This window comes from Halomonas sp. 7T (assembly GCF_025643255.1).
Classification (GTDB): Bacteria; Pseudomonadota; Gammaproteobacteria; order Pseudomonadales; family Halomonadaceae; genus Vreelandella.
The window spans coordinates 2767965-2781037 of record NZ_CP087112.1; the positions used below are offsets into that span (position 1 = coordinate 2767965).

Consider the following 13073-nt stretch of genomic DNA (forward strand, 5'->3'; position numbering starts at 1 on the left):
CCAAGGCTTTACAGACGCTATCAAGCCAAGGATAGTAGTCATCACGACAGGGGCGCCGTTATCACGGCTGAGAAGCACCCTTTGGGCTGAGAAGCACCCTTTGAACCTGAACCGGATAACACCGGCGTAGGGAGTCGTGGTGCCTCTGCACCACCTCCCTCCCGGGAGGATGCTATGACCCCGCACTCCTTAAACGAGTACCCGTTAAATGAATACCCGCTAGGCGATCATCTTGAATCGCTGCGCCATTCAACACCGCTTGTTCACTGCATCACCAACTATGTAGCCATGAACAGCACTGCTAACGTGCTGCTCGCCATCGGCGCATCGCCTGCCATGCTGCACGCTATTGAAGAAGTCGCCGACTTTACGGCAATCGCGGGCGCCCTATCTATCAATATTGGCACTCTCTCCTCGCCCTGGGCGGAGGCCATGCTCGTGGCTGCAAAAACAGCACGCCACCAAGCAATACCGTGGGTACTAGACCCAGTGGCCGTAGGCGCCACCCGCTTTCGCCAGACGCTATGCGCTGAGTTACTCGCCCACCAGCCGACCGTCATTCGGGGTAACGCTTCAGAAATCCTGGCACTGATGGGTCTCGCTGGCCAAGGCCGCGGGGTAGATGCCACCACCTCAATTCAAGACGCGGTTAGCGGCGCCATTGCGCTTGCCCAACGCCATGGCAGCGTAGTAGCGATGACCGGCGAAGAGGATTTTATTACCAACGGTCATCAACATGTTCGTCTTAAAGGCGGCCATCCCCTCATGCCTAAAGTGACGACACTCGGCTGCGGCCTTAGCGCTTTGGTCGCTGGTTTTGTAGCGTGCAACCGTGAACACCCTTTTGAAGCCAGCACCGCTGCACTCGCCTGCTTTGCACTGGCGGGCAGCCGAGCGGGAGAACAGGCGACAGGGCCTGGCAGCTTTCAAGTCGCGCTATTAGATGCACTGTATCAACTCACCCCCAATGACCTTTCTACCGCTACTCACCTGGAGGCCGTGCATGTCGTTTGATCTCTCGCTTTACTTAGTAACCGACGCCAAGCTTTGCGCCCCTTTTGGCCTAGAGGCGACAATCGCGGCCGCGGTGCAGGGCGGTGTCACTATCGTGCAGCTACGCGACAAGCACGCCAGCGACGCGCAGATGATTGCCCAGGCTAAACGCTTAAAAACCCTGCTTGCAGGTAGCGGCGTACCGCTGATTATCAACGACCGCCTTAACGTGGCCATAGAGAGTAAAGCCGATGGCCTGCACGTTGGCCAAAGCGATACAGCAGTTCATGAAGCCCACCAAGCGCTCGGCCCTAATGCTATCATCGGCCTCTCCATTAACACGCGTCCCCAACTCAATGCCGTGCCGATTGAGCTACTGGACTATGTAGGCTTAGGGCCTGTCTTTGCCACAGGTAGCAAGCAAGACCACGCTCAACCAATTGGCTTTGATGGACTGGCACAGTTGGCTGAGGTGTGCCCGCTGCCCAGCGTGGCGATTGGTGGTCTAAAGGTAGAACACGCAGCGCGTGTTAAAGTGGCAGGTGCCCACGGCCTAGCGGTAATTTCAGCTATTTGCGGTCAACCAGACCCGCGCCAGGCGGCGCAGGCCTTTTCTGAAGCGTGGCACACTCAGGAAGCAGGCATTCCCAGCTGAACGGTGGGAATAGACGCCGCTGGCTTGAGGTCACGCATCAGCAGCGCAAACTCAAGCTGTTCGGGCTGAATGTTCATTCCAGGTACCGGGACGCGAACTCGGTGCCCGGAACCAGGTGCCGCGTGTACGCCTTCACCACGCTGATTTTCAATATGCGCTAACGTAAAGCGACGATTACCGCCGGGCAGCATTAGCTCCATGCTATCCCCCACTTCAAAGCGGTTTTTAACCTCTATGTCGAGCACTTCCCGTGAGGCATCGTAGTCCAGCACATCGCCGACAAACTGCTGGTGCACACCAATAGAGTTGCCCTGCTCGTAGTTCTGGAATTCATCGTGAACATGGCGCCGGTAAAACCCTTCGGTGTAGCCTCGATTGGCCAGGTTCTCAAGCTCATCCATCAGCCCCATGTTAAAAGGGCGCCCAGCAACCGCGTCATCAATCGCCTGACGGTAGACCTGGGCCGTCCGCGCTACGTAATAGTAGGACTTGGTTCGCCCTTCAATTTTTAGCGATGAGACCCCCATCTCCGCTAACCGGCCCACGTGCTGAACAGCGCGCAGGTCTTTCGAGTTCATGATGTACGTGCCGTGCTCGTCTTCATAAACAGGCATCAGCTTGCCTGGGCGCGTCACATCTTCAATCAATGCCGACAATTCATCTTCATCCTTCGCCGTAGCGGTCACCCCCTGATTGGCAGGCACCAAATCGCCCGTCTCATCGTGAGTCGCCGCCACCGTGTTGTACTTCCAGCGGCACGCGTTGGTACAGGTGCCTTGATTAGGGTCACGGTGATTAAAATACCCCGATAGCAGGCAACGGCCTGAATAAGCAATACAGAGCGCTCCATGCACAAAGGTTTCAATTTCAAGATCCGGACACTCGGCACGTATCTCGCCAATCTCTTCCAGCGATAGCTCGCGGGATAAAATAATCCGGCGAATGCCCTGGCGCTGCCAAAACTTAGCGGCCGCCCAGTTCACCACGTTGGACTGTACGGAGAGATGGATCTCTTGTTCTGGCCAGCGATCACGTACCATCATAATCAAGCCTGGGTCCGACATAATCAGCGCATCCGGCCGCGCTTCAATCACCGGCTCCATATCCCGCAGGTAGGTTTTTAGCTTGCTGTTATGAGGGGCAATGTTGGACGCCACATAAAACCGCTTACCGCGTGTATGGGCATATTCAATGCCACGGTGCAGGTTATCGACCTTAAAATCGTTATTGCGCACGCGCAGCGAGTAGCGCGGCTGCCCGGCGTACACCGCATCCGCCCCGTAAGCAAAGGCGTAACGCATGTTGTTGAAGGTACCCGCAGGGGAGAGCAATTCAGGGGCTTGCATAAACAGTCACCGTTATCAGGACGATGGCCCGCGCGTCAGTAACGACCTAACGCGAACAGGCTAAAAGGGCCGGATTATAACCAGCCCAAACGTACTGTCTTGCTCAGCTAACGACTTTGCTGATCTGGATCAAAAAGTGGCGAGAACTTGGGCTATTTAAGCGCTCGGACGGCGCTTTAGCGTTGTGCGTCGATCATGGTAGGCGATCGCCAACCCACTGCCAATAATCAGCACGCTACCTACCCACACCCACAGATCCGGCAGCTCTCCCCAGAACCACCAGCCCAGCAGAACGGCCCAAAGCATCGCGGTGTAATCAAACGGTGCGGCGATGGCCGCCGGCGCGAAGCGGAACGCCAACGTAATAAACGCAGTGGCGCCAATACCCAGTACCCCGGCTGCTAAAAAACCAAGCCAATGCCAGGGCTGCGGCGTTTGCCACACCCAGGGTAAACTGACTGCTGTGATAACAAAGGGCACTAATGTCATATAGAACACCATTGCCCAAAGGTGCTCTCTGGCACCATAACGACGCGCCGTAATCATCATGAGGGCATAAAAAAAGGCGGCCCCTAATAGCGTTAGCGTGCCTAGCTGGAACGCATCTCCCCCCGGGCGTACCACAATCAGCACGCCCACAAAACCTACCAGCGAGGCGATCAGCACAGGTGTGTCAATACGTTCACCCAGTAGTGGCACCGACAGCAGCGTGACAAAAAGCGGTGCGACAAAGGCGATGGCCGTCGCTTCCGCCAGGGGTAGCAAGGTAAGCCCCCAGACGAAAAAGACCATCGTCGCGGTATAGATAAGTCCTCGTACCAAGTGCACGCCTGGTCGCTTCGTGCCTAACTTGCGTAGCCCACCCGCGAAGTAGGCCAGCAACGCAATCAGCGGTAACGACACCAGCGTACGAAAGAAAATGATCTGCAGCGGTGAATGCACTTCGCCAAGCCATTTGGAAACAGCATCGCCTGATGCCAAAAAAAAGACGCCGAGGCACATGCAGAGTATGCCCTTTAACGATGTGGTCATTCATGACTCCTCTGTTCATCCACCACGTCCTCAAGGCGCAGTAAACCACTAGCCAAAAAAAACCCGCCAATGCTGCATTGGCGGGGGACTATGTCGTCTTGGAACGTTTACAAACTCGCGTTCACCACCATGCAATCCATGCCTTGGGCCTGCAGTGATTGGCAAGCTTGTCGTGCTCTCCCTTCATCTAATGCCACTACGCGGGCGCGAAATACGGGGGAATGCCCCCCCAGCGTATCAATGGCTACTCGGCCACCGACACTCTGAGGCAAACGCTGCGCTGCCTGCTGGGCTAACTGCTCAGCGCGAGAGGCCTGACTAAATGCACCCACTTGAATACCCCAAACACCACCAGGAGCGGAATTAGATACTGGAGAAGTAGCAGCCATCACCCGCTCTCGATCAATAAACGCCTGTAACGGGTCTGGGTCTGCCACAACAGCAGGTTGTGAGGGCTGCTCTAACGAGCGAGCGAGCTGCTCTTCTACCGCGACTGCTGGCGTGCGAGCGGGGGATAACGTCGTTGTTACGCTGGCAAGCATAGGTTGGCTGGGCATGGTGGGCGGGGTGAGCGGCTGCCCCCTCTCTGGAAACGCCATAAACTCACGTGAAAAATTGGTATTAGCTAACCATGTGCGTTCGTCACGCAGCGCTGCACGGCTAAAGCTGCGATCTAGTAAATTGGCCATATGAGTATCCCGGGACGCGCCGGTAAACCCGCCCATCACAACGCCCACCAAACGCCGGTCATTATGCACCGCGGTTGTGGCAACGTTAAAACCTGAAGCACGAATAAAGCCCGTTTTAAGTCCATCGGCCCCCGGATAATTGCGCACTAATCGATTATGACTGGTATGACGCGTGCCGCGGTAAGTGAACTCTTGGAGGCCAAAATAGTGGTAATACTGAGGAAAATCCTGCATTACACGCACCGACAGTATCAGCATATCCCGCGCGGTAGTAATCTGCTGATCGTCCGGCAAACCCGAGGCATTTCGAAAGGTCGTCGAATTCATGCCCAGTTCGCGAGCTTTGGCCGTCATTAAGTGACTAAACCGCTGCTCACTACCACCTAGGGCTTCGGCTACTACCACTGCTACATCGTTAGCTGAGCGTACCGCTAATGCGCGAATCGCGCTGTCGACAGGAATCGAACTACCTGCCGCCAACCAAAGCTTAGTAGCCGGCATCGCAGCCGCCTGGGCGGAAACCGGTAAAGCCTGATTGAGGCTAAGCTCACCCTTTTCCAATGCTTCAAACGTCAGATAAAGCGTCATCATTTTGGTCAGCGAGGCAGGGTAGCGTCTTAGGTCGGCATTTTCCGCATACAGCACTTCACCATTTTCAAGATCCACCACAATGCCAGCGTAACGAGGATTGGCTTGCGCCTGCGTAAACGCCCCCAGCACCAGCAAAAAGAGTGTGAGCGGCACCCACCATAGCGCCACACCCCTTGCATACATTCCCATTGTGGCCATACATGCCCCTTGCTTATTAGACGTATGTGAACACTCAATAGCAGCTTAGTAATCAATAAAAACAGACTAGCACGATCGCCCCTTAAATTAACGCTTATAAAAAGAGTATATAGACTAACTATAAAACTGCAGGCATAAAAAAACCGACCCAGATGGGTCGGTTTTCATTTTGCGTGAAAAAGAGTGCAGACGTTACTCTGCAGCGGCTTCTTCTTCAGCAATAGGACGATCAACTAACTCAACGTATGCCATAGGCGCGTTGTCACCAGTGCGGAAACCGCACTTGAGAATACGGATGTAGCCACCCGGACGCTCGGCGTAACGCGGACCTAACTCGTTAAACAGTTTACCGACGGCTTCTTTAGAGCGCGTACGGGAAAATGCTAAACGACGGTTAGCGACGCTATCCTGCTTAGCTAAGGTGATCAGCGGCTCGATAACGCGACGCAGTTCTTTAGCCTTAGGCAGGGTTGTCTTGATAACTTCATGTTCGACCAGCGAGACAGACATGTTCTTGAACATGGCCTGACGATGCGAGCTGGTACGATTCAGATGACGACCACTCTTACGATGACGCATGGTTGTAATTCCTTACCAAACTGGGACTCAAATCGACGCTTACGCGGAGGCTTTATCGTCCTTCAGGCTAGCGGGTGGCCAATTTTCCAACCGCATACCAAGGGACAGACCGCGCGCTGCCAATACATCTTTGATTTCATTCAAAGACTTTTTGCCGAGGTTCGGGGTCTTCAACAGCTCAACTTCTGTGCGCTGAATCAGATCACCGATGTAGTAAATATTCTCGGCTTTTAGGCAGTTAGCGCTGCGTACGGTCAACTCAAGATCGTCTACGGGGCGCAATAGGATCGGATCAACGTGATCCTCTTCCTCTTCGACTTCCTGCTCTTTATCAGCTTCCAGGTCGACGAAGGCGGCCAGCTGCTCTTGCAGAATGGTCGCACTGCGACGGATAGCCTCTTCCGGATCCAGGGTACCGTCCGTTTCCAAATCAATAATTAGCTTATCGAGATCGGTGCGCTGCTCAACGCGAGCGGCTTCAACCGAATAGGAAACGCGACGGACAGGGCTGAAGGTAGCATCCAGCTGCAGGCGGCCAATGGCACGCGTCTCTTCATCAGAGCCACGCGCGTCAGCCGGCTCGTAACCACGACCCAGCGCGACCTTAAGCTGAATTTTCAGCTCGGCACCTTCATTAACATGCGCAATGATGTGGTCCGGGTTGACGATTTCGACGCTATGATCAAGCGCAATGTCGCCAGCGGTGACGACGGCTGGGCCCTGCTTGTTCAGCGAGAGCACCGCCTCATCGCGGCTGTGCATCTTAATCGCAACATCTTTCAAGTTCAGGAGGATTTCGATGACATCTTCCTGCACCCCTTCGAGCGCACTGTACTCGTGCTCTACACCAGCAATCTCAGCCTCTACCACGGCAGCGCCGGGCATGGATGATAGCAGAATGCGACGAAGTGCATTCCCCAGGGTGTGGCCAAAGCCGCGCTCGAACGGTTCGAGAACGATCTTGGCATGATGTGCGCTGATTTCTTCGACCTTGATGTCGCGAGGACGAAGAAACTCTGTCACTGAACGCTGCATATGAACACCTTTCTTCAGGCTGCCAAACGGATACTGAGTACTCTAAAGTATGATACTTAAGAGCATCTGGGCGGTTAGCATTGCTATCCCGCCCAGGCCTCAAGAAGCAGAAACTAAGATCAAACTGCTTACTTGGAGTACAGCTCGACAATCAGGTTTTCGTTGATGTCGGCAGTCAGGTCACCGCGTTCAGGCAGAGCCTTGAAAGTGCCTTCCATCTTCTTGGCGTCGAGTTCGATCCAAGCGATGTCGCCACGGTTGGCCGCAATGGTCAACGCGTTTTGAATGCGCGCTTGATTCTTCGCCTTTTCGCGGATAGACACAACGTCACCGGGCTTCACTTGGTAAGAAGCAACGTTAACAGTGCGGCCATTCACGGAAATCGCCTTGTGGCTGACCAGCTGACGTGCTTCAGAGCGCGTCGAGCCAAAGCCCATGCGGTAGACGACGTTATCCAGTCGGGATTCAAGCAGCTGCAACAATACCTCACCCGTCGCACCTTTCAGGCGAGCGGCTTCTTTGTAGTAGTTGCGGAACTGCTTTTCGAGTACGCCGTACATACGACGAACTTTCTGCTTCTCGCGAAGCTGCAAGCCGTAGTCTGAAAGACGCTGACGGCGCTGGCCGTGTACACCCGGGATCTGCTCGGATTTACACTTTTTCTCGAAGGGAGTCACACCACTCTTTAGAAAGAGGTCGGTGCCTTCGCGACGAGACAATTTGCACTTCGGTCCAATATAACGAGCCATGAATCTGTCTCCTTAAACGCGGCGTTTCTTAGGCGGACGGCAGCCATTATGGGGAATGGGCGTCGCGTCTACGATGCTTTGCACGCGGAAGCCGGCGGCATTCAGAGCGCGCACGGCGGATTCACGGCCGGGACCGGGGCCCTTGACCAGCACGTCTACGTTTTTCACACCATACTCGGCTGCAGCAGTTGCTGCACGTTCACTTGCCACTTGAGCAGCGAACGGGGTGCTCTTGCGAGAACCACGAAAACCCGAACCACCGGCAGTCGCCCAAGAAAGAGCGTTGCCCTGGCGGTCTGTGATCGTCACGATCGTGTTGTTAAAAGAGGCATGGATGTGCGCTACGGCGTCCACTACCTGCTTTTTAACCTTTTTACGGTTACTACGCGGGTTAGCCATGTTGATGTCTATTCCTGTCTTAACGTCAGCTCTCTATTAAAGAGCCTGCGTGTTATTTGCGGATCGGCTTACGCGGGCCCTTACGGGTACGCGCGTTAGTCTTGGTCCGCTGACCACGCAGCGGAAGACTACGACGATGACGCAGACCACGGTAGCAGCCTAAGTCCATGAGACGCTTAATGTTCAGCGTAACATCACGACGAAGGTCGCCTTCTACGGTGTACTTACCAACTTCAGAACGCAGGGTATCCAGCTCTTCGCTAGACAGCTCCTGGATCTTGGTAGTAGGCGCGATACCAGCGGCGGCACAAAGGTGCTGCGCGCGAGTACGGCCAATCCCGAAGATATAGGTCAGCGAGATCGCCGCATGCTTGTTGTCCGGGATATTGACGCCTGCAATACGGGCCATCAGCTTACTCCGAAATTTGAGCGGCTTGCTCGTTTATTCATCTACAAAAGGCGCAATAGCATACCCCTTTATGAACCTATTGGCAAGGGGTATGCTTACGCCCGCTTAAAACAACCCAGGATTAACCCTGGCGCTGCTTGTGCCGCGGTTCGATGCAAATAACGCGAACAGCGCCATTGCGACGAATGATCTTACAGTTACGGCACATCTTCTTTACGGAAGCTCGAACTTTCATCGTTCTTTCTCCAAAAACGGCTCGCGGCACGCCAATCAGTAAGGCGACGCCTTAGCGCATTATGCCGCCGCTACCGTAGCCTTTCAGGTTGGACTTCTTCATCACCGAGTCATATTGATGCGACATGAGATGCGACTGCACCTGAGCCATGAAGTCCATGATGACCACAACTACAATCAGTAACGATGTTCCGCCAAAGAAAAATGGCACGTTCCACGCTACGATCAAGAACTGAGGCATCAAGGAAACCGCAGTGATATACAAGGCACCGAACAAAGTAAGACGGGTCATTACTTTATCGATATAGCGAGCGGTCTGCTCGCCGGGGCGAATGCCCGGCAGGAAGGCGCCTGACTTTTTAAGATTGTCAGCCACATCCTTAGGGTTGAAGACCAGCGCTGTGTAAAAGAAGCAGAAGAATACCACTGCCGCCGCGAAAAGCAAGATGTAAAGCGGTTGGCCAGGGCCTAACGCTTGTGATGCACGCTGCAACCACTCCATCCCTTCACCAGCACCCACCCACTGACCGATCGACGCCGGGAAGAGCAGAATACTGGAAGCAAAAATTGCCGGAATAACGCCGGCCATATTCACCTTCAGGGGCAGGTAGCTACTTTGGCCTGCATACATCTTATTGCCCACCTGACGCCGTGGGTAATTCACTTTCAAGCGGCGTTGGCCGCGCTCAATGAATACCACAAACGCTACGGTCGCAATACCTAGCACTGACAGCGCTAACAGCGGGAGAACATTCCAGGCCCCTTCATTGCGAGCAAGCTCAAACGCTTGCCCCACGGCACTGGGCAGCCCAGCGACGATCCCCGCGAAGATCAGCAGCGAAATACCGTTGCCGATGCCCTTCTCAGTGATCTGCTCACCTAGCCACATCATAAACACTGCGCCCGACACAAACGTGACGATAGCGGTGAAATAGAAGCTGAAGTCAGCGCTGTACGCGATGCCTTGGCTAGCCAGGCCGACGGACATGCCGGTAGCCTGGACAAATGCCAGTATCACCGTGCCGTAGCGGGTGTACTGGCTGATCTTGCGGCGGCCAGCCTCACCCTCTTTCTTGAGCTGTTCAAGATGAGGGGAGACCGCAGTCATGAGCTGCATGATAATCGACGCCGAAATATAAGGCATAATGCCCAAGGCGAGGACGCTCATGCGCTCCAGGGCGCCACCCGAGAACATGTTAAACATGCCCAGGATGGTGCCCTGTTGCTCCCTAAACAAGGCAGCAAGCTGGTCAGGATTGATACCGGGAACGGGAATGTGGGCACCAATACGGTACACCACGATGGCGAGGAGCACGAAGCGCAAACGCGCCCACAGTTCACTCAGACCGCTGCCCATCGCCGGCATATTTCCTGACTTGGCCATTTAGTCCTCTACCTTGCCGCCGGCGGCTTCGATCGCTTCACGGGCACCTTTGGTGACCTTGATTCCACGAACGGTAACCGCCTTTTTCAGTTCGCCGGAAAGGATGATCTTCGCATGCAGCGTTGCATCCTTTAGCACGTTGGCTTGCTTTAACGTTTCCATAGTGACTTCGTCACCGGCAACTTTAGCAAGTTCAGCCAGGCGTACTTCTTCAGATACCATTGACTTAGCGGACGTAAAACCGAACTTCGGCAAACGGCGCTGCAACGGCATCTGACCACCTTCGAAACCAGGCTTGACGCTACCGCCACTGCGTGATTTCTGACCTTTGTGGCCACGGCCGCCAGTCTTACCAAGACCGGAACCGATACCACGACCAACGCGCTTCTCAGCGTGTTTGGAGCCCGGTGCCGGACTCAGGGTATTGAGTTTCATGGATTACTCTCCCTCAACGCGCACAAGGTAGTTAACCTTGTGAATCATGCCGCGTACGGCAGGGGTGTCTTCCAGTTCAACCGAGTGACCGATGCGACGCAGACCCAGGCCCTTCATAGTAGCCTTGTGCTTGGGTAAAACGCCGATGGTGCTGCGGATCTGGGTAACCTTGATCGTTGCTGCCATGGTGCCTTACCCCGTGATCGCTTCGACAGACAGACCGCGCTTAGCGGCGATGTCTTCCGGTGCTTGCATGGCGGAGAGACCTTTAACAGTCGCTCGTACCACGTTAACCGGGTTGGTGGAACCGTAGCACTTGGCCAGTACATCGTGGACGCCAGCAAGCTCTAATACAGAGCGCATAGCACCACCAGCGATGATTCCGGTACCTTCAGAAGCCGGCTGCATGTAAACCTTAGAAGCACCGTGACGGGCTTTCACCGGATACTGCAGCGTGTGGCCAGCAAGGTTAACCTTGACCATGTTGCGACGAGCTTGATCCATCGCTTTCTGAATCGCGACCGGCACTTCACGCGCCTTGCCACGACCAAAACCGACACGACCTTTACCATCACCAACGACGGTCAGCGCGGTGAAGCCGAAAATACGACCACCTTTGACCACCTTGGCGACGCGGTTGACCTGCACTAACTTCTCTTGCAGATCACCGCTTTGCTGTTCGTTCTTCGCCATCGTAAAACCCTTTAGAATTCCAGGCCGCCTTCACGAGCGGCGTCGGCCAGAGCCTTAACGCGACCGTGATACTTAAAGCCAGCACGATCGAAGGCCACCTGGGTGATGCCTGCTTCTTTAGCGCGTTCGGCAATCAGTGCACCGACCTTAGAGGCCGCGTCTGAATTACCGGTCGCACCCTCACGCAGTGCTTTGTCCAGCGTAGATGCGCTGGCCAACACTTTGCCACCATCCGGCGAGATAATCTGCGCATAGATGTGACGCGGGGTACGGTTGACGCACAGGCGATACACGCCCAGCTCGCGGATCTTGGCGCGAGCGCGGCGGGCACGACGGAGACGAGATTCTTTCTTCGCGTTCATAACCCTGCCTTACTTCTTCTTGGCTTCTTTGCGACGCACCTGCTCGTCGGCGTACCGTACACCTTTGCCTTTATACGGCTCTGGCGGACGGAAGGCGCGGATTTCCGCGGCGCACTGGCCGAGCATCTGCTTGTCCGCGCTTTTCAGCACGATCACGGTGTTTTTCGGCGTTTCCGCTGAGACACCCTTAGGCAGTTCATAGTCGACCGGGTGCGAGAAGCCCAGTGAAAGATTGAGCGTCTGGCCCTTAGCTTGGGCACGATAACCGACGCCTACAATTTCGAGAGTTTTTGTGAAACCCTCGGATACGCCCGTAACCAGGTTCTGAACCAAGGCGCGGGTAGTACCGGCCATTGCCCAGCTCTTGGCAGACTCACTTGGGGCGAAGGTCAGCTGGCCATCTTCTTGGCCAATCACCACGTCTTGGTGAATGGCGAGAGACAGCGTGCCTTGGCCGCCTTTGGCGGTCAGCTGACCAGCGTCGATTTTGATCTCGACACCGGCAGGCACTTTAACCGGATATTTCGCTATGCGGGACATTCCAGCCTCCTAGAATACGGTGCAGATGACTTCGCCACCGACGCCTGCTTGGCGCGCGGCACGATCGGTCATGACACCATTAGAGGTGGTGACAATCGCGATACCCAGACCATCGGCGACCTTAGGCAGGTTGTCCTTGCCCTTGTACTGGCGCAGAGACGGCTTGGAAACCCGCTGAATGTGCTCAATTACCGGCTTACCCTCAAAGTACTTGAGCGTAATGGTGAGCTCGGGCTTAACGCCTTCAGCCACCGAAAAGTCGGCAATGTAGCCTTCTTGCTTTAGCACTCGGGCCACTTCAACTTTCAGCTTGGAGGACGGCATGGTAGCCGTCTCCTTGGTGGCCATCTGCGCATTGCGGATACGGGTAAACATATCCGCCAGAGTGTCTTGCATGCTCATTTAATGTGCGCTCCTGATGATTCTACGTGGCGTTACCAGCTGGACTTTTTCAGACCAGGGACGTCGCCACGCATGGCGGCTTCACGCAGCTTGTTACGGCCGAGGCCGAACTTGTTGTAAAAACCGTGCGGACGGCCAGTCACGCGGCAGCGGTTACGCTGACGCACCGGGCTTGAGTCGCGCGGCAGTTGCTGCAGCTTCAGCGTCGCCTCGAAACGATCTTCTTCAGAAGCGTTCACGTCCGAGATGATTTTCTTGAGCTCTGCGCGCTTAGCCGCATACTTCTCGACTAGCTGAGTACGCTTGAGCTCACGCTCTACCATACTTTTCTTAGCCATGATCCAACCC

At 55.1% G+C, this 13073-nt stretch carries 19 protein-coding genes and 1 riboswitch; of the genes, 2 read left to right on the forward strand and 17 right to left on the reverse strand.

Going from position 1 to position 13073, the window contains the following annotated elements; genetic code table 11:
- Positions 1 to 38: 38 nt before the first annotated feature.
- Positions 39 to 150: riboswitch (TPP riboswitch) on the forward strand.
- A 24-nt stretch (positions 151 to 174) separates the two neighbouring features.
- Entirely contained in the window at positions 175 to 1014 is an 840-nt protein-coding gene (gene thiM / locus LOS15_RS12900; RefSeq protein WP_263066364.1) for a hydroxyethylthiazole kinase, read from the forward strand.
- Entirely contained in the window at positions 1004 to 1648 is a 645-nt protein-coding gene (thiE, locus tag LOS15_RS12905) for a thiamine phosphate synthase (protein WP_263066365.1), read from the forward strand. Before thiM ends, thiE begins: the two co-directional genes overlap by 11 nt.
- On the opposite strand, the gene yegQ is transcribed toward thiE, so the two are convergent.
- From yegQ to rpsN, 17 genes are all read right to left on the reverse strand, one after another.
- On the reverse strand, positions 1624 to 2994 hold the full coding sequence (yegQ, locus tag LOS15_RS12910) for a tRNA 5-hydroxyuridine modification protein YegQ (RefSeq protein ID WP_263066366.1): 1371 nt from the start codon (positions 2992 to 2994) through the stop codon (positions 1624 to 1626). The two genes, thiE and yegQ, sit on opposite strands and share 25 nt — an antisense overlap.
- Positions 2995 to 3150: 156 nt before the next feature.
- Positions 3151 to 4026 carry a DMT family transporter gene (locus tag LOS15_RS12915; RefSeq protein ID WP_263066367.1) on the reverse strand — a complete coding sequence of 292 codons (876 nt, stop codon included), beginning with the start codon at positions 4024 to 4026 and terminating at the stop codon, positions 3151 to 3153.
- A gap of 107 nt (positions 4027 to 4133) precedes the next feature.
- The gene (locus LOS15_RS12920) at positions 4134 to 5504 is read right to left on the reverse strand and encodes a D-alanyl-D-alanine carboxypeptidase family protein (protein WP_411537040.1); all 1371 of its coding nucleotides are present in this window, start codon (positions 5502 to 5504) and stop codon (positions 4134 to 4136) included.
- Between the two features lie 192 nt (positions 5505 to 5696).
- Positions 5697 to 6083, reverse strand: a complete 387-nt coding sequence (rplQ, locus tag LOS15_RS12925) for a 50S ribosomal protein L17 (protein WP_263066368.1) — start codon at positions 6081 to 6083, stop codon at positions 5697 to 5699.
- Positions 6084 to 6122: 39 nt separating this feature from the next.
- The gene (locus LOS15_RS12930) at positions 6123 to 7118 is read right to left on the reverse strand and encodes a DNA-directed RNA polymerase subunit alpha (RefSeq protein WP_009099031.1); all 996 of its coding nucleotides are present in this window, start codon (positions 7116 to 7118) and stop codon (positions 6123 to 6125) included.
- Between the two features lie 128 nt (positions 7119 to 7246).
- Complete coding sequence (gene rpsD / locus LOS15_RS12935; RefSeq protein ID WP_263066370.1) at positions 7247 to 7867, reverse strand: 30S ribosomal protein S4; 621 nt, start codon at positions 7865 to 7867, stop codon at positions 7247 to 7249.
- Between the two features lie 12 nt (positions 7868 to 7879).
- Positions 7880 to 8266, reverse strand: coding sequence for a 30S ribosomal protein S11 (gene rpsK, locus LOS15_RS12940; RefSeq protein WP_009099028.1), 387 nt, complete (start codon positions 8264 to 8266; stop codon positions 7880 to 7882).
- A 52-nt stretch (positions 8267 to 8318) separates the two neighbouring features.
- Positions 8319 to 8675, reverse strand: coding sequence for a 30S ribosomal protein S13 (gene rpsM, locus LOS15_RS12945; RefSeq protein ID WP_009099025.1), 357 nt, complete (start codon positions 8673 to 8675; stop codon positions 8319 to 8321).
- Positions 8676 to 8796: 121 nt separating this feature from the next.
- The gene (gene rpmJ / locus LOS15_RS12950; protein ID WP_009099023.1) at positions 8797 to 8910 is read right to left on the reverse strand and encodes a 50S ribosomal protein L36; all 114 of its coding nucleotides are present in this window, start codon (positions 8908 to 8910) and stop codon (positions 8797 to 8799) included.
- Positions 8911 to 8961: 51 nt separating this feature from the next.
- Positions 8962 to 10293, reverse strand: coding sequence for a preprotein translocase subunit SecY (secY, locus tag LOS15_RS12955; RefSeq protein ID WP_263066371.1), 1332 nt, complete (start codon positions 10291 to 10293; stop codon positions 8962 to 8964).
- A complete protein-coding gene (gene rplO, locus LOS15_RS12960) occupies positions 10294 to 10728 on the reverse strand; it encodes a 50S ribosomal protein L15 (RefSeq protein WP_263066372.1) in 435 nt (144 codons plus the stop codon).
- 3 nt (positions 10729 to 10731) lie between these two features.
- Positions 10732 to 10914 carry a 50S ribosomal protein L30 gene (rpmD, locus tag LOS15_RS12965; protein WP_087108933.1) on the reverse strand — a complete coding sequence of 61 codons (183 nt, stop codon included), beginning with the start codon at positions 10912 to 10914 and terminating at the stop codon, positions 10732 to 10734.
- 6 nt (positions 10915 to 10920) lie between these two features.
- Positions 10921 to 11421, reverse strand: a complete 501-nt coding sequence (rpsE, locus tag LOS15_RS12970) for a 30S ribosomal protein S5 (RefSeq protein ID WP_078089853.1) — start codon at positions 11419 to 11421, stop codon at positions 10921 to 10923.
- Positions 11422 to 11432: 11 nt separating this feature from the next.
- On the reverse strand, positions 11433 to 11783 hold the full coding sequence (gene rplR / locus LOS15_RS12975) for a 50S ribosomal protein L18 (RefSeq protein WP_008959159.1): 351 nt from the start codon (positions 11781 to 11783) through the stop codon (positions 11433 to 11435).
- Between the two features lie 9 nt (positions 11784 to 11792).
- Positions 11793 to 12323, reverse strand: coding sequence for a 50S ribosomal protein L6 (rplF, locus tag LOS15_RS12980; protein ID WP_096650777.1), 531 nt, complete (start codon positions 12321 to 12323; stop codon positions 11793 to 11795).
- Positions 12324 to 12332: 9 nt separating this feature from the next.
- Positions 12333 to 12725, reverse strand: coding sequence for a 30S ribosomal protein S8 (gene rpsH / locus LOS15_RS12985; protein ID WP_263066374.1), 393 nt, complete (start codon positions 12723 to 12725; stop codon positions 12333 to 12335).
- Positions 12726 to 12757: 32 nt separating this feature from the next.
- The gene (rpsN, locus tag LOS15_RS12990) at positions 12758 to 13063 is read right to left on the reverse strand and encodes a 30S ribosomal protein S14 (RefSeq protein ID WP_044628827.1); all 306 of its coding nucleotides are present in this window, start codon (positions 13061 to 13063) and stop codon (positions 12758 to 12760) included.
- Positions 13064 to 13073 lie beyond the last annotated feature (10 nt).